At 59.2% G+C, this 22,028-nt stretch carries 23 protein-coding genes; 10 read left to right on the top strand and 13 right to left on the bottom strand.

Going from position 1 to position 22,028, the window contains the following annotated elements; all coding sequences use genetic code 11:
- Positions 1-216 precede the first annotated feature (216 nt).
- Complete coding sequence (locus tag KGB21_RS24920; protein WP_223507019.1) at positions 217-654, top strand: GNAT family N-acetyltransferase; 438 nt, start codon at positions 217-219, stop codon at positions 652-654.
- 61 nt (positions 655-715) lie between these two features.
- Positions 716-1,534, top strand: a complete 819-nt coding sequence (locus tag KGB21_RS24915) for a class I SAM-dependent methyltransferase (protein WP_223507018.1) — start codon at positions 716-718, stop codon at positions 1,532-1,534.
- Between the two features lie 100 nt (positions 1,535-1,634).
- Here the strand turns inward: KGB21_RS24915 and def are convergent, their stop codons facing one another.
- From def to KGB21_RS24900, 3 genes are all read right to left on the bottom strand, one after another.
- Positions 1,635-2,174: a peptide deformylase gene (gene def, locus KGB21_RS24910; protein WP_034150086.1), complete on the bottom strand. Its 540-nt coding sequence runs from the start codon at positions 2,172-2,174 to the stop codon at positions 1,635-1,637.
- The gene (locus tag KGB21_RS24905; protein WP_034150087.1) at positions 2,171-3,133 is read right to left on the bottom strand and encodes a YihY/virulence factor BrkB family protein; all 963 of its coding nucleotides are present in this window, start codon (positions 3,131-3,133) and stop codon (positions 2,171-2,173) included. Before KGB21_RS24905 ends, def begins: the two co-directional genes overlap by 4 nt.
- A 175-nt stretch (positions 3,134-3,308) precedes the next feature.
- On the bottom strand, positions 3,309-3,500 hold the full coding sequence (locus KGB21_RS24900) for a CsbD family protein (protein WP_034150088.1): 192 nt from the start codon (positions 3,498-3,500) through the stop codon (positions 3,309-3,311).
- A gap of 199 nt (positions 3,501-3,699) precedes the next feature.
- Here KGB21_RS24900 and KGB21_RS24895 point away from each other — a divergent pair, with 199 nt between their 5' ends.
- On the top strand, positions 3,700-4,077 hold the full coding sequence (locus tag KGB21_RS24895) for a hypothetical protein (protein ID WP_007990351.1): 378 nt from the start codon (positions 3,700-3,702) through the stop codon (positions 4,075-4,077).
- A gap of 205 nt (positions 4,078-4,282) precedes the next feature.
- Here KGB21_RS24895 and fadD1 read toward each other — a convergent pair whose 3' ends face one another.
- Both fadD1 and fadD2 read right to left on the bottom strand, forming a co-directional pair.
- Complete coding sequence (gene fadD1, locus KGB21_RS24890; protein ID WP_034150089.1) at positions 4,283-5,980, bottom strand: long-chain-fatty-acid--CoA ligase FadD1; 1,698 nt, start codon at positions 5,978-5,980, stop codon at positions 4,283-4,285.
- Positions 5,981-6,363: 383 nt separating this feature from the next.
- Entirely contained in the window at positions 6,364-8,052 is a 1,689-nt protein-coding gene (fadD2, locus tag KGB21_RS24885; RefSeq protein ID WP_034150090.1) for a long-chain-fatty-acid--CoA ligase FadD2, read from the bottom strand.
- Positions 8,053-8,292: 240 nt separating this feature from the next.
- Between fadD2 and KGB21_RS24880 the strand changes: the two genes are divergently transcribed.
- On the top strand, positions 8,293-9,237 hold the full coding sequence (locus KGB21_RS24880; RefSeq protein WP_223507017.1) for an alpha/beta hydrolase: 945 nt from the start codon (positions 8,293-8,295) through the stop codon (positions 9,235-9,237).
- 42 nt (positions 9,238-9,279) lie between these two features.
- Positions 9,280-9,750 (top strand): MaoC family dehydratase, encoded by a 471-nt coding sequence (locus KGB21_RS24875; protein ID WP_034150092.1) that lies wholly within the window; start codon positions 9,280-9,282, stop codon positions 9,748-9,750.
- A 129-nt stretch (positions 9,751-9,879) separates the two neighbouring features.
- Here KGB21_RS24875 and KGB21_RS24870 read toward each other — a convergent pair whose 3' ends face one another.
- From KGB21_RS24870 to KGB21_RS24855, 4 genes are all read right to left on the bottom strand, one after another.
- Positions 9,880-10,743, bottom strand: a complete 864-nt coding sequence (locus tag KGB21_RS24870; protein WP_223507016.1) for an HlyD family secretion protein — start codon at positions 10,741-10,743, stop codon at positions 9,880-9,882.
- Positions 10,744-10,754: 11 nt separating this feature from the next.
- Complete coding sequence (locus KGB21_RS24865; protein ID WP_020797026.1) at positions 10,755-10,961, bottom strand: DUF1656 domain-containing protein; 207 nt, start codon at positions 10,959-10,961, stop codon at positions 10,755-10,757.
- On the bottom strand, positions 10,948-12,936 hold the full coding sequence (locus KGB21_RS24860; protein WP_223507015.1) for an FUSC family protein: 1,989 nt from the start codon (positions 12,934-12,936) through the stop codon (positions 10,948-10,950). Before KGB21_RS24860 ends, KGB21_RS24865 begins: the two co-directional genes overlap by 14 nt.
- 237 nt (positions 12,937-13,173) lie before the next feature.
- Positions 13,174-13,641, bottom strand: a complete 468-nt coding sequence (locus tag KGB21_RS24855) for a ferritin-like domain-containing protein (protein WP_034150095.1) — start codon at positions 13,639-13,641, stop codon at positions 13,174-13,176.
- Between the two features lie 203 nt (positions 13,642-13,844).
- Between KGB21_RS24855 and KGB21_RS24850 the strand changes: the two genes are divergently transcribed.
- Positions 13,845-14,081 (top strand): DUF3820 family protein, encoded by a 237-nt coding sequence (locus KGB21_RS24850; protein WP_008056784.1) that lies wholly within the window; start codon positions 13,845-13,847, stop codon positions 14,079-14,081.
- A 24-nt stretch (positions 14,082-14,105) separates the two neighbouring features.
- Positions 14,106-15,287 carry an aminotransferase class V-fold PLP-dependent enzyme gene (locus tag KGB21_RS24845; protein ID WP_223507014.1) on the top strand — a complete coding sequence of 394 codons (1,182 nt, stop codon included), beginning with the start codon at positions 14,106-14,108 and terminating at the stop codon, positions 15,285-15,287.
- A 2-nt stretch (positions 15,288-15,289) separates the two neighbouring features.
- Here KGB21_RS24845 and KGB21_RS24840 read toward each other — a convergent pair whose 3' ends face one another.
- The 4 genes from KGB21_RS24840 to zwf form a co-directional block, all read right to left on the bottom strand.
- Positions 15,290-16,006 carry an intradiol ring-cleavage dioxygenase gene (locus tag KGB21_RS24840; RefSeq protein ID WP_223507013.1) on the bottom strand — a complete coding sequence of 239 codons (717 nt, stop codon included), beginning with the start codon at positions 16,004-16,006 and terminating at the stop codon, positions 15,290-15,292.
- A gap of 252 nt (positions 16,007-16,258) precedes the next feature.
- A complete protein-coding gene (locus tag KGB21_RS24835; RefSeq protein ID WP_223507012.1) occupies positions 16,259-16,924 on the bottom strand; it encodes a bifunctional 4-hydroxy-2-oxoglutarate aldolase/2-dehydro-3-deoxy-phosphogluconate aldolase in 666 nt (221 codons plus the stop codon).
- Between the two features lie 17 nt (positions 16,925-16,941).
- Positions 16,942-17,655: a 6-phosphogluconolactonase gene (gene pgl / locus KGB21_RS24830; RefSeq protein ID WP_034150099.1), complete on the bottom strand. Its 714-nt coding sequence runs from the start codon at positions 17,653-17,655 to the stop codon at positions 16,942-16,944.
- Entirely contained in the window at positions 17,642-19,111 is a 1,470-nt protein-coding gene (zwf, locus tag KGB21_RS24825; protein WP_223507011.1) for a glucose-6-phosphate dehydrogenase, read from the bottom strand. Before zwf ends, pgl begins: the two co-directional genes overlap by 14 nt.
- A gap of 228 nt (positions 19,112-19,339) precedes the next feature.
- On the opposite strand from zwf, the gene KGB21_RS24820 reads away from it, so the two are divergent.
- From KGB21_RS24820 to KGB21_RS24810, 3 genes are all read left to right on the top strand, one after another.
- On the top strand, positions 19,340-20,200 hold the full coding sequence (locus tag KGB21_RS24820; protein ID WP_169842436.1) for a MurR/RpiR family transcriptional regulator: 861 nt from the start codon (positions 19,340-19,342) through the stop codon (positions 20,198-20,200).
- A 122-nt stretch (positions 20,201-20,322) separates the two neighbouring features.
- Positions 20,323-21,816 (top strand): sensor domain-containing diguanylate cyclase, encoded by a 1,494-nt coding sequence (locus tag KGB21_RS24815; RefSeq protein WP_034150101.1) that lies wholly within the window; start codon positions 20,323-20,325, stop codon positions 21,814-21,816.
- Positions 21,803-22,021 (top strand): cysteine-rich CWC family protein, encoded by a 219-nt coding sequence (locus tag KGB21_RS24810; RefSeq protein WP_223507010.1) that lies wholly within the window; start codon positions 21,803-21,805, stop codon positions 22,019-22,021. Before KGB21_RS24815 ends, KGB21_RS24810 begins: the two co-directional genes overlap by 14 nt.
- Positions 22,022-22,028: the final 7 nt, after the last annotated feature.

Below are 22,028 nucleotides of genomic sequence, written 5' to 3'. Positions count from 1 at the left end.
GTTCAATGACCGAACACATCCACCTTCTTGGCCTTCTTGTCCGCGCGTTTTTCAATGGCGGTTTTCGCCGGTTTTTTCTTCGCTGCTTTCTTTGAATCCATACCTTTGGACATGATCTGTACTCCACACTTACGGGATGTGAGATCAGGTATACACCTATCCTTGAGCGCGCGTTCTTTTATAATCGCCCGCCTTGCACTCCGACAGTCCAGCCCCATGCCCAGCACCCAATACACCCGGCTCGATGAGCCGTTATGGCCGTTGATGAACAAGTTTTATCGCGCCCACCAATCGTCGATGAAAGCGGTTCGCGAAGCACAATTGTGGGTGGCCAGGCGTGACGAAATCGTCGCTGCGCTGTGTCTGCGGCCAGTGGCCGGCGGGCATTGGTTGACGGGATTGTTCGTCGATCCGGCCTGTCGTGAACAGGGGGTGGCCGCCGCGTTGATTGCCGAAGCAGTGAAAGACCTCGAACTGCCGGTCTGGCTGTTCTGCCATCCCGATTTGCGTGGTTTTTATGAACGTCGCGGCTTTGCCTTCGATCCGCAAATGCCCTACGCCATGATTGAGCGACTGAGCCGTTATGCGCGCAGCAAACCGATGATCGCCATGGGCTTAGAACCGTTGGTTAGGTCCACCGTCGATAATGTGTGATCGACCCAAGAAAGCCGCGTGCTAGCCTCGCAGTCAACTTCGACTCCGCTCAGGACGCCCCATGAAACCCGCTCTTCTGGCTTTGACGCTGACCGCCCTGCTCGCCCCGATCCTCAGCCACGCCGCCACGCCGACGGTGTCCGCCGAACAATACGCCAAGGTGCTCGCTGGCGATTGGCGCGCACCGGAGAACGTCGCGCGCGATGGCTACCGTCATCCGCAACAGAGTTTGCAGTTTTTTGGCTTGGGCCCGAATCAGACCGTGATTGAAATCACCCCGGGCAATGGCTGGTACAGCGAGTTGCTGGCGCCGCTGCTCAAGGATAACGGGCATTACATTGCGGCGGTTCAGGCGCCGACGGTCAGTGACTATGCGCGCAAGAATGAAGAGAAGCTGAAGAACAAATTCGCCGACGCGCCTGCGCAATACGCCAAGGCCCAGGTGCTGGAGTTCGATCCAAAAGCCCCGGCATTCGGCCAGCCCGGCTCGGCGGACCGGGTTCTGACCTTCCGTAACGTGCACAACTGGGTGCTGGCGGACACGGCGCCGCAGATGTTCGAAGCGTTTTTCAAGGTGCTCAAACCCGGCGGTGTGCTCGGCGTGGTGGATCACCGGGCCAAGGACGGCGCGTCCCTGGAAGACATCAAGCACAGCGGTTATTTGACCACCGCGTTCGTGGTCAAACTGGCCACCGATGCGGGGTTCAAGCTAGAGGAACAGAGCGAAATCAATGCCAATCCGAAGGACACCAAGGACTACCCGGAAGGCGTGTGGACACTGCCACCGGCGTTGACGCTGGGGGATAAGGATCGGGCGAAGTACGTGGCGATCGGGGAGTCGGACCGGATGACGTTGCGGTTTGTTAAACCCGCGAAGTAACACCGACCTGTAGGAGCCGGCTTGCTGGCGATAGCGACCGAGAGATCACCGCAGGCCTCAGGCCCTATCGCCAGCAAGCCGGCTCCTACAGGTTTTTATATCAATCATCCGCATTCGGATCGAGATCCGGAAACATCACTTCGGTAAAGCCGAACTTGCTGAAATCGCTGATGCGCGACGGGTATAGCCGCCCGATCAGGTGATCGCATTCATGCTGCACCACCCGCGCATGGAACCCCGAGGCGATGCGCACGATCGGTTCGCCCTTGGGATCGAAGCCCTCATAGCGGATGTGCTGATAGCGCTCCACCGCGCCGCGCAAACCGGGCACCGACAGGCAACCTTCGAAACCCTCTTCCAGCGTTGGGCTCAGTGGCGTGATCAGCGGATTGATCAAAATCGTCTGCGGCACCGCTTCCGCATCCGGATAACGCTCGCTGTGCTCGAAACCAAAAATCACCAGTTGCAGATCAACGCCGATCTGCGGTGCGGCCAGGCCGACGCCACCGACGCTTTCCATGGTCTGGAACATGTCGTCGATCAGTTGCCACAACTCGGGGCTGTCGAACATCTCGGCGGGTACGGGCGGGGCAATGCGCAGCAAGCGCTCATCACCCATTTTGAGAATTTCACGGATCATTTGATGACTTCGTCAGTGGTCGGTTTGATCGAGTGGTCTCGGCCCAGGCCCGATACGTGTTGTTTTGGCTCAACGACCGGGCCGTTCTCGCCGGGGACTTTTTCGCCTGGGTCCTTGCCTTCCCTGGACATGTGCTCGATCACCGCATTCATTTCCGCGCCGAGCAACAGCACCGCGGCGGAAATATAGAAGTACAGCAACAACACGATGATCGCGCCGATACTGCCATACATGGCGTTGTAGTTGGCGAACTCCTTGACGTACAAACCGAAGCCCAGCGAGGCGATGATCCATACCACTACCGCCAGCACTGAACCGGGCGTGATGAAGCGAAACTCTTGTTTGACGTCGGGCATGACGTAATAGATCAGCGCCACGGCGATCATCAGCAGAATCACGATCACCGGCCAGCGCGCGATGGTCCAGAGCGTGACGATGAAGTATTCGAGGCCTACCTGCGCAGCGATCCAACTCATGACTTGTGGCCCGAGCACCATCAGCGCGGCGGCGATCAACAACATGCCGGCGATACCGACGGTGTAGATGATCGACAGCGGAAAACGCTTCCAGGCCGGGCGGCCTTCGACCACATCGTAGGCGGCGTTCATCGCGCTCATCATCAGTCGCACACCGGCAGAGGCGGTCCACAGGGCGATCACGATACCCACCGACAGCAGGCCACCCTTGGACTGCTGAAGCTGGTCGATCACCGGATTCACCTGTTCCAGCGCCTGGGGCGGCAGCACCAGTTCCGATTGCAGGCGCAGCCAAGAGAAGAAGTCCGGCAGGTGCAGGAAGCCGATCAAGGCGATCAGGAACAGAATGAAGGGGAACAGCGAAAACAGCATTTGATAGGCCAGCGCCGAGGCATAGGTCGACATCTCGTCGTCAACGAACTCGGTGACCGTGCGCACCATCACACGGTGGATGGGCAGACCTTTCATGTCCGGAAAAATCATTAGCGTCTCCATTCGCCGCAATCAAAATGGGTTGAAGTCGTGGCGACTCAGGGGCTGTTTTCTACATCAAAGTAGTCTACTTGGCGACTTTGAAACAATTTCCGAGCTCAAGTTCAGGCTGACACAAAAACGGCCATCCGTGGATGGCCGTCGCTTACGCTGATCCAAGGCCGAATCAGGCCTTGTCGACGCCTTTTTTGACTGCGTCCTTGGCTTTGCCCACTGCCTGCTGAGCTTCACCTTTCTTTTCCTGCACCACGCCTTCGGCGCGCATTTTGTCGTTGCCGGTGGCCTTGCCAACGCCTTGTTTGACGTTACCAGCGGCTTCGTTGGCCAAGCCTTTTACTTTATCGCCTGTGCTGCTCATGGTGTTTCTCCTGTGAACATGTCGATGAATAAAGTGGTTACAGAAGGTTGACCGAGGGCATTTGCGCGGAGTTTCATTTATTTTTACCGCGACATTTCATCGATCCAGGCAGGTTAGGCTTTATGTTTGCACGGCAACCCCCGAGAATGCGCAACGTATTCAGGCTTTGGCGCTGAAGATCCAATCCCGTAGGAATGTTATGAAACTCGATAAAAAGCAGGCCATTGCCCGCAGAAATCAGGAACTCGGCGGTGCTGTGCTTGGCGTCAATAACTGCCACTTCACCGAACTGAACCGCAACCGCAACATCTGGTGGTTCGATATTCCGGTCGCGCGCCTGGCCGTTGGTCAGTACGAGTGGATTCACTTGCTGATGCACACGCCGGATACCGACGAACTGCTGCACTTGAAAGTGCCGACGGTGTTCCTGCGCGAGAAGCTCGAAGGCCTGGTGGTGCGCAATCAAGGTAAACGCAAGGCTGCCTTGAGCCTGGAATTGAGCGCCGACAAGGACTCCTACCTGCAGGACATGCGCCCGGCGGGCACCAACGTCAATTTCGCGCCGTTCCGCCAATAAACCCGATCCCCTGTGGCGAGGGAGCTTGCTCCCGCTGGGCTGCGAAGCGGCCCCAAAACCTGCAGCCATGTTTCGTCAGGAATACTGAGTTCGCCGGGTTTACGGCTGCTGCGCAACCGAGCGGGAGCAAGCTCCCTCGCCACAAGGGCGCCGCATAGCAAAGTCGAGCACCAACAAAAAGCCCCGCATCTGCGGGGCTTTTTGTTTATGCGGCGTTCTTCGCCTTCATCTTCTTCAGTTCTTCATCACGCAATTCCCGACGCAGGATCTTGCCGACGTTGGTGGTCGGCAGTGCATCGCGGAACTCCACCGAGCGCGGAACCTTGTAGCCGGTGACGTTGGCGCGCATGTGCTCCATCACCGTCTCCTTGGTCAGGGTCACACCCGGTTTGGCGACGATGAAAATCTTGATCGCCTCGCCCGACTTTTCGTCCGGTACGCCGATGGCCGCGCATTGCAGCACGCCCGGCAGGGTCGCCAATACGTCTTCCAGCTCGTTCGGGTACACGTTGAAACCGGAGACGAGGATCATGTCTTTCTTGCGATCGACAATGCGCATGTAGCCGTCCGGCTGGATCAGCGCGATGTCACCGGTCTTCAACCAGCCTTCGCTGTCGAGGATTTCATCGGTGGCTTCCTGACGCTGCCAGTAGCCCTTCATCACCTGCGGACCTTTCACACACAGTTCGCCGATTTCGCCCATTGGCTGTTCAACGCCGGCATCGTCGACGATTTTGCACAGGGTCGACGGAACCGGAATACCGATGGTGCCGATCTGAATGTTCTGGATCGGGTTGACCGTGGCCACCGGGCTGGTTTCGGTCATGCCGTAGCCTTCGCAAATGGCGCAACCGGTGACCGCTTCCCAGCGCTCTGCCGCCGCCAGCTGCAGCGCCATGCCACCGGACAGGGTGACTTTCAGCGCCGAGAAATCCAGCTTGCGGAAACCTTCGTTGTTGCACAGGGCCACAAACAGGGTGTTGAGACCGACGAAGCCGCTGAACTTCCACTTCGACAGTTCCTTGACCATCGCCGGCAGGTCGCGCGGGTTGCTGATCAGGATGTTGTGGTTGCCGATCAGCATCATCGCCATGCAATGAAAGGTGAAGGCATAGATGTGGTACAGCGGCAGCGGCGTGATCAGGATCTCGCAACCTTCATTGAGGTTGGAGCCCATCAGCGCCTTGCACTGCAACATGTTCGCGACGAGGTTGCGGTGGGTCAGCATCGCGCCCTTGGCTACGCCCGTGGTGCCGCCGGTGTATTGCAGCACCGCGACATCGCCGCTGGCCGGGCTGGCTTCCGTGACTGGTTGACCATGGCCCTTGCTCAACACGTCGTTGAACTTGACGGCTTTCGGCAAGTGATACGCCGGCACCATCTTCTTCACGTATTTGATGACGCTGTTGATCAGCAGACGCTTGAGCGGTGGCAGCAGGTCGGCCACTTCGGTGACGATCACGTGCTTGACGCCGGTTTTCGGCACGACGGTCTCGGCCAGATGCGCCATGTTGGCCAGGCAAACCAGGGCCTTGGCCCCGGAATCGTTGAACTGGTGCTCCATTTCCCGCGCGGTGTACAGCGGGTTGGTGTTGACCACGATCAACCCGGCACGGATAGCCCCGAAGACGGCAACCGGGTACTGCAACACGTTAGGCAGCTGCACGGCGATTCGATCACCCGGCTGCAAATCGGTATGCTGTTGCAGGTACGCGGCAAAGGCACCGGACAATTCGTACAGTTCACCGTAGGTGATTGTCTTGCCCAGGTTGCTGAAAGCCGGTTTGTTGGCGAAGCGTTGGCAGGATTGCTTCAACACCGCCTGAATATTCGGGTACTCGTCTGGATTGATGTCGGCAGCAATTCCAGCTGGGTACTTATCCTTCCAAAAGTCTTCGATCATGGAAGCCCACTCCTCAGCAACGCGAATTCAATACCGCATTTGATGCGATTATTATTGGTGTTTGGTTATTGGTGAATCTGGGCTTTCATACAGGCCGAGAAGCACAAAACGCGCCGAGAGTAGCAGCTTTGCCAAGGGTCGCCTAGAGCCAAAAGCGGCCTCTACGGTCACTTTTGTGACTCAAGAATAGCAGTCAGTCATTTTAGAGCAAAAATTCTATTTGGCCTTGAAAGCCCCGAAAATTGGGGCTTTCGTAGACTGAAAAGCATCGCGGGCAAGCCTGCTCCCACAAATCCCGTGTCGCTCACATGTTATGTGAACAACCCTGAACCTGTGGGAGCGTGGCTTGCCCGCGATCCGCGCGAAGCGCGGCCATTCATCGATCAAGCGATATCACGCAACTCCCGCCGCAAGATCTTGCCCACCGGCGTCATCGGCAACGACTCTCGCAAGACGATGTGCTTCGGTACCTTGTACGCCGTGAAGTTCTCCTTGCAGTAGGCCTTGAGCTCTTCAAGGCTGACGCCCGCCTCCCGCGCCACCACGAACAACTTCACCGCCTCGCCGGAACGCTCGTCTGGCACACCGATAACCGCGCAGTTGGCGACTTTCGGGTGGGCCATCACCACGTCTTCGATCTCGTTGGGATACACGTTGAAACCCGAGACGATGATCATGTCCTTCTTGCGATCGACAATGCGCACAAACCCGTCCGGGTCGATCACCGCGATGTCGCCGGACTTGAACCAGCCCTCGGCATCCAGCACTTCATTAGTCGCTTCGGGTTTCTGCCAATAGCCCTTCATGATCTGCGGGCCTTTGATGCACAGCTCGCCGCGTTCCCCCAACGGCTGCTCGACGCCTTCATCGTTAATGACCTTCAGCGAAGTGCCCGGCACCGGCAGGCCAACCGTGCCGAGGCGCGACTGGTCGCCGTACGGATTGGTGCAGGCCACTGGCGAAGTTTCGGTCAGGCCGTAACCTTCGGTGATGCGACAACCGGTCAGTTGCTCCCAGCGCTCGGCGGTCGCCTTGACCAGCGCAGTGCCGCCGGAGTTGGTGAGCTTGAGGCTGGAGAAATCCAGGGTCTTGAAATCCGGGTGATCCATCAGCGCGACAAACAGCGTGTTGAGCCCCAGCAACGCCGAAAACCGCCAGTTCTTCAGCTCCTTGATGAAGCCGCCGATGTCCCGTGGATTAGTGATCAAAACGTTGTGGTTGCCGGACACCATCATGCACATGCAATTCGCAGTGAATGCATAGATGTGGTACAGCGGCAGCGGCGCGATCATCACTTCCTGCCCTTCGCGCAACAGCGGCTGACCGTCAGGGCCGAGCTGTTCCAGGCAGGCCCGCACTTGCTGCATGTTCGCCACGAGGTTGCCGTGGGTCAGCATGGCGCCCTTGGCCAGACCGGTGGTGCCGCCGGTGTATTGCAGCACGGCGATATCGTCGAGGCCGACTTTCAGCGGCTTGATGCCCAGCCCGCGGCCCATGCGCAAAGCGTTCTTGAAGGGAATCGCCTGGGGCAAGGAATAGGCCGGGACCATTTTCTTCACCTTGCTCACCAGGGTATTGACCAGCCAGCCCTTGGCGCTGGGCATCAGGTCGCCCATCTTCGCTTCGATCAGGTACTGGATGTCGGTGTCCGGGAGCACTTCCTGGACCTTGGAGCCGAACATATTCAGGTACACCAGCGCCCGGGCACCGGAATCCTTGAATTGATGGCGCATCTCCCGCGCGGTATACAGCGGGTTGGTGTTGACCACGATCAGCCCCGCGCGCAAGGCGCCGAACACCGCGATCGGGTAATGCAGGACGTTGGGCATCTGCACCGCGATGCGATCCCCGGGCACCAGGTCCGTGTGGGCTTGCAGGTATCCGGCGAACGCTGCGCTGTAGCGTTCCAGTTCGGCGTAGGTCAGGGTGACGCCCATGTTGCTGAACGCCGGGCGATCAGCAAACTTCTTGCAGGAACGCTCGAACACCTCGATAACCGACTTGAAGGCACCCGCATCAATGTCCAGGGGCACGCCGGCCGGGCGCTTGTCATTCCAGAAATCAGGTTGCATTGTTCTTGTCCTCTTTACCTGAGCCTATCCGGGGCCGCTTTCCTGTCTCTGTCATTTCTTGAACGCAGAAAGCAAAAAGCGGAGCTCCACGGACACTAGCAGCTATGGCGAATCAGGCAAATACGCGCACAGCCGTCATTGACCGTGTGAATCTTCCTGCCGTGCCGTGGGCTGATGCCTACGACGCAATGCGCTATACAATGCAACCACCTCGCGCTCCATGCATGGAAAGGAATCGCCATGATCCACGACACGTTCTGGCTGACCACCAGTGATCGCAGCCACCTCTTCGTCAACCAGTGGCTGCCCGCTGACCCGCCCAAGGCAGTGATCCTGCTGGCGCACGGCATGGCAGAACACAGCGGCCGCTATGCGCGTCTGGCGGAAAAGTTCTGCGATCAGGGCTATGGCGTGTACGCACCGGATTTGCGCGGACATGGCAAAACTGCCGAAAACGGGACACTCGGACATTTCGCCGACACCGACGGTTGGGCCAAAGTGGTCGGCGATCTGGCGTGCCTCAATCAGCACCTTGGCCAGCAACATCCGGGTGTACCGATCGTGCTGCTCGGTCACAGCATGGGCAGCTACATTGCTCAGGCTTATTTGCTGCATCACAGCGCCAGCCTGCACGGCGCGATTCTCAGCGGTTCAAACTTCCAGCCCGTCGCGCTTTACCGTGCGGCGCGGCAGATTGCCCGACTCGAACGCCTGCGCCAGGGCCCCAAGGGCCGCAGCGCTCTGATCGAATGGCTGTCCTTCGGCTCGTTCAACAAGAAATTCAAACCGGCGCGTACCCGTTTCGACTGGCTCAGTCGCGATCGAACGGAAGTCGATTTGTACGCCAACGACCCGCTCTGCGGCTTTCGCTGCACCAATCAACTGTGGGTCGATTTGCTCGGCGGGTTGCAGCAAATCAGCAAAGCGTCCAATCTCGCCCAGATCGATCCGGGCCTGCCGTTGCTGGTGATGGGTGGTGAATGTGATCCGGTGAGCGAAGGCAAACGTCTGAAAGATCTGGCCGACGCCTTGCGCGAGGCCGGCAGCCAGACCTTGCAACTGACCATTTACCCGCAGGCGCGGCACGAACTGTTCAACGAGAGCAACCGCGATGAAGTGACCGCCGACGTGCTGGCCTGGATCGCCCAGGCCCTGAGCAATCGCCGGCCACACCGATCCGAATAGTTTTTTTGTGAATTTTTTTATTCGTCACAGGAATTGAGACAGATGACCCAGGTTACCAACACCCCTTACGAAGCCCTCGAAATCGGCCAGACCGCCAGCTTCAGCAAGACGGTCGAAGAGCGCGACATCCAGTTGTTCGCCGCGATGTCGGGCGACCACAACCCGGTTCACCTGGACGCTGACTACGCCGCCAGCACCATGTTCAAGGAGCGCATCGCCCACGGTATGTTCAGCGGCGCGCTGATCAGTGCCGCGGTAGCTTGTGAGCTGCCTGGGCCGGGCACTATTTATATCGGTCAGCAAATGAGTTTTCAGAAGCCGGTGAAGATCGGCGACACGCTGACGGTGCGTCTGGAAATCCTCGAAAAACTGCCGAAATTCCGTGTGCGCATTGCCACTCGCGTGTTCAACCAGCGTGATGAACTGGTGGTGGATGGCGAAGCGGAAATTCTGGCGCCGCGCAAGCAGCAGACCGTGACCTTGACCGAGTTGCCGCCGATCAGCATCGGCTGATTCACCGCGCACCTGTGGCGAGGGAGCTTGCTCCCGCTGGACTGCGCAGCAGTCCCATCTTTTGGGGGCCGCTTCGCGCCCCAGCGGGAGCAAGCTCCCTCGCCACAATGATTTCAGCGCTGAACGAACTTAACGCTCACCCTCCTGCACCTGCACGCTCGCCGTCATCCCCGCACTCAAGTTCAACCCTTGCGGCACCTTGTCGAGTTTGATCCGCACCGGAATCCGCTGTGCCAGCCTCACCCAGTTGAACGTCGGCTCCACTTCCGCCAACAACTGGCCATCCGGCGTGGTGTTGCGGTCGGTAATCCCGCGGCTGATGCTTTCAACGTGTCCTTGCAACGCCTCGCCGGCGCTCATCAACCAGACTTTCACCGGGTCGCCGACGCGAATCCGCGGCAGTTTGGTTTCTTCGAAGTACGCCTGCACATAGAAGGTCGAATCGTCGATCAAGGCCATCACCGATTGCCCGGCATTCACGTAATTGCCTTGAGCCAGGCGCAGGTTGGTGATGTGCCCGTTGCGCGGGGCGTGGACCTGACTGCGGGCCAGGTTGATCTCCGCGGCCTTCACTTCGGCCTGGGCCTCGCGCAATTCGCCACGGGCGATGCCGGCGTTGATCTGTGCGTTTTCCCGCAACTCGGCACTGATCGCCTGCGGCCCGAGACTGGCGCGACGACTGGCTTCGCGCTCGCGCAGATTGAGCTGCTGCTGACGGGTCTGCACCACCGCCTGGGCCTTTTCCAGCGCTGCTTCGAAACGGTCGCGGTCGATGCTCAGCAGCAGATCGCCAGCCTTGACCTCTTGGTTGTCGTAAGCCTTGAGCTCACGCACCCAACCCGACACATCCGGAGAAATCACCACCACATCGGCGCGAATGCGCGCGTCGCGGGTCCAGGGGGTCAGCATGTAGTACTGCCACAAATGGAAACCAGCAAAAATCGCCACCGCCACCAGGCACAGGGTTACCGCGACACGTACGGGGGTACGCATGTTCAACTCCTTTATAAAGGTCCGAGGACGACGGTGATCACGGTCAATACACAGACGTACAAGGCGCAATCGAATAATGCTTCATGCCAGATCCAGCGGCTCACCGGTGTCAGTCGCAACAACAGGCGCAAGGCCCCGGTCACCAGCAGCGCCAGCACTACATAAATCAGGAACGGGCTGAGCAGCACGCCGCCCACCGACCATTCACGCAAGCCCATGCACTTCCTCCTGCTGGCGGCACCAGGCACGCCAACTGTTTTGCAATTGCAGCACCGCACCTTGAGCCAGCTTCACCGCGTCGCTGGGGGGCAAGGCGTACAAGGTTTGCAGCAACGCTTCGCTCGGCTCGGCCAAGGCCTCGGCACGATTGCCGGCCGGGCCTTGGCGCAGGACATTTTCCAGATCGTCGAGATAACGCTGTTGCTGCGCCGAGACCGGTGCTTGCGCCACCGCCAGACTCAAGCGCAGGTGCAGCAGTTCGTCGCCGATATCCAGGCCGAGCAAACCGTCGTCCCAACGACTGCGTGCCGGCTCCGGCAGTTCCGGATAGTGCCGCGCCAGTTGTAGTAAACGGTCGGCCATGCGCCCGCCGAACCAGCTTTCGGCGCCAGCGAGGTTGCGTCGGGTCAGGCGCACCAGATCATCAAGGGTCGCCACCAACAAACGTCGGCCATGCCAGGCCGGGTTGCGCAGGATCAGCAAATGGAACGCCAGCACCGCCGCGCCGACTCCGACCACCATGGCTTGCGCGCTGTTGAAGAACGTCGCGACACCGAACTGCATCTGGTTCAACGGCGCGACCAACACAATGAAATGCAGACAAAATGAAGTGGCCGTGGCGCCGATCTGCGGCTTGGCCATGCCCAGCGCGCCGAAAAACAACGGCACGCCCATGCCCATACAGAGCATCGCGAAACTGCTCCATTGCGGCAGCAGAATCTGCCCGACAATAAATGCCGCCGGAATGGCCAGAAAAATACCCCGCATAAAACTCATGCCGATCTGCGCGCCGTTCTCACGGCTGGCAAACAGGCTGCACACCACGCAGGTCAACACCAGCGCACCGGCGGCGGCGGGCCAGGCGGTTGCCAGCCAAAAGCACGACACCACCAAAAAGGCCAGGGCGCTGCGGGCGCCGAAAACCAGGGCCAACGACAGGTCGCGGTGCGGTGTCAGGGTTCTCGGCGGGACCACTGCATCATGGCCCTCCTCCACCGCTTTCAACGCGGCGTTCGCCGCCATGGCGGTGTCCATCAACAACGTGAAGCGGACGAGGCAATAACTCTGTGCGGAACTGATTTTCGGGTCATGGGAGGCACTGAGCAAACGCGGGCGCAACGCTTGCAGGGTCGCGGGATCTGCGCTGTTCAACGCCTCCTGAACCTCGTTCATCCATGGCAGCAATTGCGCAGATTCTTGCGGCTCCAACTGCTTCCACTGCCGGCGCACCGAACGGGCGATACGAAGCAGCATTAACAGTTTTTGACTCAAACCACTGATGGCCCGCGCCCGTTGCCGGCCACGGCCGCCTTCGAACCAGGCGTGTTCACGCTGGGCGTCCACCGCGACGATTCTGCCGAGGATTTCCAACAGGCCTTTACGAGCCTGACCATCACCGGCCAGGGTCGCCCGCGCAGCATTGAACCCGCTTTGCCAGGCAGCCTTGGCCTGATCCGCCAATTGCCGTTCGACCCGCAGCGGCCAGAGCAAGGCACTGCTGGCGGTGGCGCAGATAATGCCCAGAGAGATTTCCGTGCAACGCGCCACGGCCTGATCGAACACGGTCAGCGGATGATTGATAGCCGGCAAGGCAATGATCGCCACCGTGTAACCGGCCAACACAAATGAATAGGACCAGGCACTGCGCAACAGGGTCGAACTGGCCGTGCACAGCCCTAGCCATAGCGCCAGGGCCAACAGGAACAGCCAGGGTGTCTGGGCAAATACGCCCATGAACACCACCGACATGATCGTCCCGACCAATGTGCCCAACAGCCGCGCCAGCCCCTTTTGCAGGACCATCCCGGACAACGGCTGGGCAACGATGAAGGCCGTCATCAACGCCCAGGCCGGTTGCTCCAGGCCCCAGCGCAACGCAAGCCACAGCGCCACGCCCCCGCCGATCAGGGTCTTGATCGCGAATTGCACGGCACGGAGGTCAGGCGCGAACAAAGCCTGCAGGGTGATAGGCACGAAATGAACTCTTGAAAGGATGGTTTAACGATAGACGGCTTCTCCACCGGACCGTCAAAAAACGCGGATTCTGTAGGAGCTGCCGAAGGCTGCGATCTTTTTATCTTGCTCTTCAGCGGACTCAAAGCCGCTAAAAGATCGCAGCCTTCGGCAGCTCCTACAAGGGGTTTCGAAACGATAAACACGAGGCACAAAAAAACGCCAGGCTGGCTGGCGTTTTTGACAGCTTACGAACGCTTACGAGCGTGCGCGAGCCTGGTTACGCAGGGCTTTCACCTGATCGTGATTGCGTTGCACGCCGTGGTACTGACGCTCAACGATGTCACGAATGCCCACCAGGTTGTGCTTGTTGATTTTTTCCATGGCTTCCCGATAAGCCTTCAGCGCATGGTCTTCACCACGCTCGGCTTCGTTCAGCACAGCCTCTTCGTCTTTGCCGGTAAACATCGCTTTCACGTCGACCCAGCGACGGTGCAAATCACCGCTGACACTGGTGGAAGTTTCCGGATCGCCACCCATCGAACGTACGGCGCTCTGCAATTCGGCAGCAGCACTGGCGCAATCCGCCGAGCGTTGCACGAACAGGGTTTTCAGTTCAGGGTGCTTGATGTCTTCAGCGCAAGTCTTGAACCCTTCCTGACCGTCCTTACTGGTTTCAATCAGGTCATTGAGTACAGAGATGGCTTCTTTATTCATGTCGGTCATTTTTCAATTCCTTGCGGTTGATGAAAGATGCAATAGGTATTGCACTCGTCATGCCAGCCTGGAACTGATTGGTAATTCGTTATTTTTCAACAACTTAGTATTTAGATGAAAATCTGTATCCGTTTTATTTGCATGATCTGTCATTTGGCCTGCATGCAGAATGCCTGTATTTTCCAGACTGTTTGAATCACGACGATCGATTGATGAACCCTGAAAAGCTCGAACTGCTGATTACCCGCCAGATGCCCTTTGGCAAGTACAAGGGGCGAATCATCGCCGACCTGCCCGGCCCCTACCTCAACTGGTTCGCCCGTGAAGGCTTTCCCCATGGCGAACTGGGTGGACTGCTGGCCCTGATGCAGGAAATCGATCATAACGGCTTGTCGGAATTGCTCGAACCTTTGCGCGCCAAACATGGCAAACCTGCGCCCCGTCACTGAAATCGCCCACTCATCGAGTACCCCATGCCCGATAACACCCGCCGCGCCCGTGATGAAGATTTTTGGCAAACCTTTGCCGACCGCTACGATGTAGAGCCCGGCCCGGTGAACCTGGAGAACGGCTACTTCGGGCGCATGTCGCGCACGGTGGTCGAGGAATATCATCGCAACATCGAGCTGATCAATCGCCGTAATTCAGTCTATGTACGCCAGCGTTTCGAACAGGGCGAAGGCCAGAAGATCAGCGCACAAGTGGCGGGGTTGATTGGCGTAGCCGCAGAAAGCGTCGCCCTTACCGGCAACGCAACCGCCGGTTTGCAAGCGTTGATCCGCAACTACAACCGCTTGCAGCCCGGCGATCAGGTGCTGTTCTGCGATCTGGAGTACGACACGGTCAAGGGCGCGATGCGTTGGCTCGGGCGCAACCGCGGCGTCGAAGTGATCGAGATCGAGCATCAACACCCCGCCAGTTTCGACAGCTTGCTGGCCACCTACCGTGAGGCCTTCACGCGCTATCCGCGACTCAAGTTGATGGCCCTGACCCACGTCACCCACCGCACTGGCCTGGTGATGCCAGTCCAGGCGATTGCAGCCGCCGCCAGGGAACACGGTATCGACGTCATCCTCGACGGCGCCCATGCGCTGGGTCAGTTGAAATTCGATCTCAAAGAGCTGGGCATCGACTTCGCTGCCTACAACCTGCACAAGTGGATCGGCGCGCCGCTGACGTTGGGCTTCATGTACATCGCCCCAGAACGCCTGGACGATATCGACCCGGACATGGGCGAAGTGCATTTCCCGGTCACCGACATCAGCGCCCGCACGCCCTACAGCACACCGAACATTCCAGCGCTGATGACCCTGCCGCTGGTTATCGAGGAGCATCACGCGATGGGCGGTTCCGCCGCCAAGGCTGCGCGACTCAACTACTTGCGCAACCTGTGGGTTAGGCCGGTACGCGAGCTGCCGGGTATCGAAGTCATGACGCCGGATGACCCACGGCTGTATTGCGGCATCACGTCGATGCGCTTTACCGCTCATGCCGACCAACAGCCGATGGTCGAACGGCTGCTCAACGATTACAACCTGTTCACTGTGGTGCGCAGTGGCGCGGCCGCCGGTCCGTGCATCCGCATCACGCCGGGGCTGACCACCACTGCTGCCGACATGAGTCGGTTGACCAAGGCGCTGACCGAACTGAATTGAGGTCACACGGTGTACTTGTCGAAGTCCTCGGGCCTGATTTGTGTCGACACCGCAAAGGTGTCGATGCCGATCGTGATGTGCCCGAAGAAGCCGTCTTCATTAGAGTCGCGGCCGAGGGTATGGATGTTCAGGGTCGACGCTTCGCCGCCCATGTTTTGATAAAAAAAGTCCTGATCGTTACTCAGTGGCGCGATGGCCCGACGGCAATACTCCGGGGCATTAAGCACTGAACGCGCGGCCACTTCGGGAAAGTACAACTGACCGACCCACGCCACGTGACGCTCTTGCAGATAGTTGTTGCCACTGGTGATGCGAACGGCGACATGAATGTGCACAGCACGCCCTGCATAAAACCCTGGGCAAATCGTGGTAAACCGGGCGACGCCATGTTTATCGGTGAATTGTCCGCCGCGCAGGTAGGTGTCGTCATCGGTACGCGGGATAGCGCCGATGTCTCCCGTGTCGACTTCCAGGTCCGGGTTGATCTTGCTCCAGCCCGAGTACGCGCCGCGTGCATTGCAGTGCCAGATGTCCACCAGCGCATCGGTGACCGGTTGCGCGGTCATGGTATCGACGATCTTCAGACGCAGCACCAACGGCATGCCGTCGACACCTTCGCTGATGTTTCTTCTGATGAGTTTCGGATTACGAAAATACGGGCCGGCGATTTGCTCGGGTGACAGTAGATAAACGGGTGCTGCTGAGGTGTAGTCGTCCATGACGTTCTCTCTTCCATAAGATGAACGCAGGCTAGCACTGGGTGAATGTCGGAATGCGGTAACTATGTATCGCGTGATGTCTTTGTGTAGGAACTGCCAAAGGCTGCGATCTTTGTTTTTTAAGATCAAGATCAAAAGATCGCAGCCTGCGGCAGCTCCCACAGGTTTTTTTTGCGGCCAAAAAAAAACGGTGCACCGACCAAGCGCACCGTAAAGCCGTAGAACACACAACGAAGTGTCAGGTAAAGCAGATCAGTCCAACAGCGCCAAAGCCTCGGCGGTGCATTCCTGAATGCGGACCCAGTCGCCGTTCTTGATCCACTCAGGATCAAGCATCCAGCTACCGCCCACGCACATGACGTTTTTCAGCGCCATGTAGCTCTTGATATTGGCCGGGCCAACGCCGCCGGTCGGGCAGAATTTCACTTCGCCGAACGGGCCACCCAGGGCCTTGATGGCCGCAACGCCGCCGCTGACTTCAGCCGGGAACAGTTTGAAGCGGCGATAGCCCAGGCCATAGCCTTCCATGATGCCCGAAGCATTGCTGATGCCTGGCAACAGCGGGATCGGGCTGGCGACGCTGGCTTCCAGCAGATCACGGGTGATGCCTGGCGTAACGATGAATTGCGAGCCCGCCGCTTCGGCCGCGGCCAGCATGTTGCGATCAAGCACGGTGCCGGCACCGGTCATCAGTTCTGGACGCTGCTCACGCAGAATCTGGATGGCCTTGAGGCCGAACTGCGAACGCAGGGTCACTTCCAGGGCGGTCAGGCCACCGGCAGCGAGGGCATCGGCCAGCGGCAGAACGTCCTGCTCACGGGCGATAGTGATCACCGGCAGGATCCGCGCTTTCGCGCAGAGGCTGTCGATCAGGGCAACTTTATCCGCCATGGAAACGGTCGGGGATGGGTTTGTCATAGCGGCTGTTCCTTGGCTCATGGGCACCAGTAAATCTCTAACGTGGGTTGCAAAAACGCGCGAATCGGTAGCGCGGCGACGTCGTCACCGGCCAGTGCGGTATCCAGGGTGGTCAGCTTGGACTGACCGGAAATCGACAGAACTTTATGTTTGGCCGAAGCCAGCAGCGCACGACTCATGGTCAGGCGCTGATGCGGCACGGTGGGCGCCAGCATCGGGTAGCAGCGACGGCTGCCGTCAGCCTTCAAGGCTTCGGCCAGGTTCGGGCTGCCGGGGAACAGCGACGCGGTGTGGCCGTCGTCCCCCATGCCCAGCACCAGCACGTCGATCACCGGCAACTCGGACAGCAAACGGTCGGCGTGCTCGGCGGCTTGTTCAAGGTTGGCGGTGGCGCTGTACAAGCTCAGGAACTGAGCCTTGGCCGCCGGGCCTTGCAACAGATATTTCTTCAGCAGGCCGGCATTGCTGTCGGCGTGCTCGACCGGCACCCAGCGCTCATCGGCCAGGCTGACCACCACGTTCGACCAATCCAGCGGCTGTTTGGCCAGGTGCTGGAAAAAAGCCACCGGGCTACGACCACCGGACACCACCAACGTCGCAGTGCCCTGGGCGTCAATGGCGTCGCCCAGGTGCTTGGCCACGTTGAGTGCCAGGCTTTCAGCCAGCAGCACCGGGCTCTTGAACGCATGGGCGCTGACGCCCTGCGGCAGTTTCAAATCAGATATCGCCATACCACGACCTCCCGTCCCGCGTGATCAGAGCAATGGAGCTCATCGGCCCCCAGGACCCGGCCGCGTAGGGCTTGGGCGAGTCACCGGATTTTTTCCACCCGGCGATCAACTGGTCACACCACTTCCACGCGGCTTCGATTTCATCTTTACGGACAAACAGGTTCTGATTGCCGCGCATCACTTCCAGCAACAACCGCTCGTAGGCATCGGGAATCCGTGCGCTGCGCCAGGTGTCGGAAAAATTCAGCTGCAATGGACCGCTGCGCAGCTGCATGCCTTTATCCAGGCCTTGTTCTTTGGTCATCACGCGCAAGGAAATGCCTTCGTCCGGTTGCAGGCGGATAATCAGCTTGTTGCTGATTTGCAGGCGCTGCTCGGGAGCGAAAATGTAGTGCGACGGTTCCTTGAAGTGGATGACGATCTGCGACAGCTTCTGCGGCATGCGCTTGCCGGTACGCAGGTAAAACGGCACGCCTGCCCAACGCCAGTTGCGGATGTCGGCACGCAGGGCAACGAAGGTTTCGGTGTCGCTCTGGGTGTTGGAGTTCGGTTCTTCCAGGTAACCCGGTACTGCCTTGCCTTCGCTGTGCCCGGCGATGTATTGGCCGCGCACCACTTGTGTGGTCAGGCCTTCCGGGCTGATTGGCGCCAGCGCCTTGAGGACTTTGACTTTCTCGTCGCGGATACTGTCGGCGGACAAGTCGGCCGGTGGGTCCATGGCGATCAGGCAGAGCAGTTGCAGCAAGTGATTCTGGATCATGTCCCGCAGCTGGCCGGCCTTGTCGAAGTAGCCCCAGCGGCCTTCGATCCCGACCTTCTCGGCCACGGTGATTTCCACGTGGGAGATGTAATTCTGGTTCCACTGGGTTTCGAACAAGCTGTTGGCGAAACGCAGGGCGATCAGGTTCTGGACGGTTTCCTTGCCCAGATAATGGTCGATGCGATAGGTGCGGTTCTCCGGGAAGAACTGCGCCACGGCGTCATTCACTTTGCGCGAGGATTCGAGATCGGAACCGATCGGCTTTTCCAGTACCACGCGGGTGTTTTCCGCCAGGCCGACTTTCGCCAGGTTTTCGCAGATCGCGCCGTAGACCGCTGCCGGCGTGGCGAAATAAGCGATGACCCGTTGCGCGCTGCCGGCCGCTTCGGCCAGGGCTATATAGTCGTCGCCGTTGAGAAAATCGACGTGCAGGTAGCTGAGGCGGGCCAGGAAACGCTCGACCACGGCTTCGTCCAGTTCTTTGGCACCGACGTAACGGCGCAGCTCTTCGGCGATGAACGCCAGGTGCTGCTGCTCAGTGCCAGGTTCACGGGCCAGCGCGATGATCCGCGTGTCCTCGTGCAAGAGGTCTGCGCCATCGAGTTGATAAAGGGCAGGAAACAGCTTGCGCAAGGCCAGATCGCCAAGGGCGCCGAACAAGGCGAAGGTGCACGGTTCAACCGTAATCGAAGGCATGATGTTTGTTCTTTTATCAAGTTAAGCTACAAATACCTTTTTTCAAGGCATCACTCAAGGGAAAATGTAGTAATAACCACAACATTTTCGCAAAATACAGATTCCGAGTGGTGGTCGGTCGGAGCCATCAGTAGGATAGGCCACCGTTACGGGCCGCATCAAAGGCCCTTTTTGCATTAGCCGCGCGCTTATCGGCGCAGGTGAATCAAGGAAACTCATATGGACCGCGTGCGAAATTTACTGGAACAGATCCAGAGTCGCCTTGAAGAGCTGAACAAGGCCGAACGCAAAGTCGCCGAGGTGATCCTGCTCAACCCACAGCAGGCCACCCGGTTCAGTATCGCCGCCCTCGCCCAGGCCGCATCGGTCAGCGAACCGACGGTCAACCGTTTCTGCCGTTCGTTCGGCGTCAGCGGCTACCCCGAACTCAAGCTGCAATTGGCGCAAAGCCTGGCCAGCGGCGCGGCGTATGTCAGCCGCGCGGTAGAAGCCGACGATAATCCCGAGGCCTACACCCAGAAGATCTTCGGCAGCGCCATCGCATCCCTCGACAGCGCTTGCCAGGCTCTCGATCCGAACCTGATCAGCCGCGCCGTCGACCTGCTGATCCAGGCCCGACAGATCCACTTCTTCGGCCTCGGCGCCTCGGCTCCAGTGGCGTTGGATGCGCAACACAAGTTCTTCCGCTTCAACCTGGCCGTGACCGCCCATGCCGACGTGCTGATGCAGCGCATGATCGCCTCGGTGGCACACACCGGCGAATTGTTCGTGATCATTTCCTACACCGGCCGCACCCGCGAACTGGTGGAAGTGGCGCGCATCGCCCGGGAAAACGGCGCATCGGTACTGGGCTTGACCGCCGAGAACTCGCCGCTGGCCAAGGCCAGCACCTTGAGCCTGAACATTCCGCTGCCGGAAGACACCGACATCTATATGCCGATGACCTCGCGGATCATTCAACTGACCGTGCTGGACGTGCTCGCCACTGGCATGACCCTGCGCCGTGGCGTGGATTTCCAGCCGCATTTGCGCAAGATCAAAGAGAGTTTGAATGCCAGCCGCTATCCGGTTGGCGATGAGTTCAACTAAGGGGATTTGAGAGTTGGTCGTTCCTGCACGTAGGAACGACCATTCGCGGCGCACATAGAGCAGTTATTTCCCGGCAGTGCCACTAGAATGCTCGCCATCGGATTATTGCCAATGGAATTGCCATGCCGCTTCGCTCGCCGCTGTATTCTCAACGTTCGTTGGTACTCACGCTGGTCGCATTGCTGGGCGCAGGCTTCCTGGCCACTTCCTTCCTCAGTTACTACGCCTCTCGGGCGTCGATCCGCGACAACATCGTCAAAACCGAACTGCCGCTGACATCGGACACGGTCTACTCGGAAATCCAGAAAGACCTTGTCAGACCGATCCTGATTTCTTCGATGATGTCCCGCGACACCTTCATGCGCGACTGGGTGGTCAACGGCGAACGCGACGCCGACCAGATGACCCGCTACCTCAACGAGGTCATGACCCACTACGGCGCCTACACGGCGTTTTTCGTCTCCGACGCTAGCCTGACTTACTACCACGCCAAGGGCGTGCTCAAGCAGGTCAAGGCCACCGAACCCCGTGACGCCTGGTACTTTCGCGTGCGCGACATGAAGGATCCGTACGAGATCAACGTCGATCCTGACCTCGCCAACAAGGACAACCTGACGGTCTTCATCAACTACAAGGTCTACGACTACAACAACCGTTTCATCGGCGCCGCGGGTGTCGGGCTGACGGTTGATGCGGTGATCAAACTGATCGACAAGTACCAGCAGCGTTATCAACGCAGCGTTTATTTCGTCGACACATTCGGCCGACTGGTGCTGACCGGCGCCGAGGGCGGCCCTCAAGGTGCGCGGGCCGGGCAGACCCTGGGCGAACTCGACAGCATGGAAAACCTGGTCAGCCAGTTGCCCAAACCCCACGGCGGCAGCTACGAATATTCCGGCCAGGGCCAGGGACATTTCCTTAACGTACGGTTCATCCCCGAACTCAACTGGTACTTGTTCGTCGACAAACGTGAAGATGGCGATCTCAGCGATATCCGCCGCTCGCTGTACCTGAATCTGCTGATCTGCCTCGTGGTTACCCTGACGGTGCTGGTGCTGCTCAACCAGGTGATCAAACGCTTTCAGGGCAAGATCCAGGCTCAGGCCACGCTCGATAGCCTGACGGAATTGCCCAACCGTCGCGGCTTCGACCTGCTGGCCGCGCAGGCCATGCACGAAGCCCAACGGGAACCGAAACCACTGACCGCGTTGCTGCTCGACCTCGACCACTTCAAGGCCTTGAACGACACCTACGGTCACTTGGCCGGCGATCAGGTGCTGATCGGCTTCGCCCGAAATCTGGAAAGCTGCCTTCGTCACTCCGACATCGTCTGCCGTTGGGGCGGTGAAGAATTCATCGTGCTGCTCAAGGACACCGACGGTGAGACCGGTCTGAAAATCGCCGAGAAAATTCGTCATCATGTGGAACAGCAGCGCTACGCCTACAACAACAGCACCCTGCAACTGACCGTCAGCATTGGCCTGACCACCCTGCAAGCCGACGACACCTTGCACACCCTGCTGTCGCGGGCCGATCATGCGATGTATCGGGCCAAACAATCGGGCCGCAACCGAACCTGCGTGGAAATGCCTCACTCCAGTTATGAACCAGCCTGACCTCTGCCCCGCCTGCGGTGCGCCTAACGACTGCACCCTGGCCGACCCGCGAAGCGCCGATCGGGCGTGCTGGTGCTACGGCGTCAGCATCGACCCGGCAGTGCTCGAAGCGCTGCCGGCCGAACTGCGCAACGCCTCCTGCCTGTGCCCGCGCTGCGCTGAAGTCGAGGCGCAGCTGCAAGCAGCGGCCCGGCCGATCAAGTAAGATGCGC

Source organism: Pseudomonas sp. GL-RE-29, assembly GCF_019947275.1.
Lineage (GTDB): Bacteria > Pseudomonadota > Gammaproteobacteria > Pseudomonadales > Pseudomonadaceae > Aquipseudomonas > Aquipseudomonas fluorescens_A.
The sequence above is the reverse complement of the archived record's forward strand: the minus strand, read 5'-3'. Positions and strand labels throughout refer to the sequence as shown.

Coding starts and splice junctions, on each gene's coding strand:
- KGB21_RS24815 (WP_034150101.1), top strand. CDS start 20,323: ATGCCGCTTCGCTCGCCGCTGTATTCTCAACGTTCGTTGGTACTCACG.
- zwf (WP_223507011.1), bottom strand. CDS start 19,111: ATGCCTTCGATTACGGTTGAACCGTGCACCTTCGCCTTGTTCGGCGCC.
- KGB21_RS24870 (WP_223507016.1), bottom strand. CDS start 10,743: ATGCGTACCCCCGTACGTGTCGCGGTAACCCTGTGCCTGGTGGCGGTG.
- KGB21_RS24880 (WP_223507017.1), top strand. CDS start 8,293: ATGATCCACGACACGTTCTGGCTGACCACCAGTGATCGCAGCCACCTC.
- KGB21_RS24855 (WP_034150095.1), bottom strand. CDS start 13,641: ATGACCGACATGAATAAAGAAGCCATCTCTGTACTCAATGACCTGATT.
- KGB21_RS24895 (WP_007990351.1), top strand. CDS start 3,700: ATGAAACTCGATAAAAAGCAGGCCATTGCCCGCAGAAATCAGGAACTC.
- KGB21_RS24905 (WP_034150087.1), bottom strand. CDS start 3,133: ATGATTTTTCCGGACATGAAAGGTCTGCCCATCCACCGTGTGATGGTG.
- KGB21_RS24840 (WP_223507013.1), bottom strand. CDS start 16,006: ATGGACGACTACACCTCAGCAGCACCCGTTTATCTACTGTCACCCGAG.
- def (WP_034150086.1), bottom strand. CDS start 2,174: ATGATCCGTGAAATTCTCAAAATGGGTGATGAGCGCTTGCTGCGCATT.
- KGB21_RS24875 (WP_034150092.1), top strand. CDS start 9,280: ATGACCCAGGTTACCAACACCCCTTACGAAGCCCTCGAAATCGGCCAG.
- pgl (WP_034150099.1), bottom strand. CDS start 17,655: ATGGCGATATCTGATTTGAAACTGCCGCAGGGCGTCAGCGCCCATGCG.
- fadD2 (WP_034150090.1), bottom strand. CDS start 8,052: ATGCAACCTGATTTCTGGAATGACAAGCGCCCGGCCGGCGTGCCCCTG.
- KGB21_RS24810 (WP_223507010.1), top strand. CDS start 21,803: ATGAACCAGCCTGACCTCTGCCCCGCCTGCGGTGCGCCTAACGACTGC.
- KGB21_RS24915 (WP_223507018.1), top strand. CDS start 716: ATGAAACCCGCTCTTCTGGCTTTGACGCTGACCGCCCTGCTCGCCCCG.
- KGB21_RS24850 (WP_008056784.1), top strand. CDS start 13,845: ATGAACCCTGAAAAGCTCGAACTGCTGATTACCCGCCAGATGCCCTTT.
- KGB21_RS24920 (WP_223507019.1), top strand. CDS start 217: ATGCCCAGCACCCAATACACCCGGCTCGATGAGCCGTTATGGCCGTTG.
- KGB21_RS24865 (WP_020797026.1), bottom strand. CDS start 10,961: ATGGGCTTGCGTGAATGGTCGGTGGGCGGCGTGCTGCTCAGCCCGTTC.
- KGB21_RS24900 (WP_034150088.1), bottom strand. CDS start 3,500: ATGAGCAGCACAGGCGATAAAGTAAAAGGCTTGGCCAACGAAGCCGCT.
- KGB21_RS24835 (WP_223507012.1), bottom strand. CDS start 16,924: ATGACAAACCCATCCCCGACCGTTTCCATGGCGGATAAAGTTGCCCTG.
- KGB21_RS24845 (WP_223507014.1), top strand. CDS start 14,106: ATGCCCGATAACACCCGCCGCGCCCGTGATGAAGATTTTTGGCAAACC.
- fadD1 (WP_034150089.1), bottom strand. CDS start 5,980: ATGATCGAAGACTTTTGGAAGGATAAGTACCCAGCTGGAATTGCTGCC.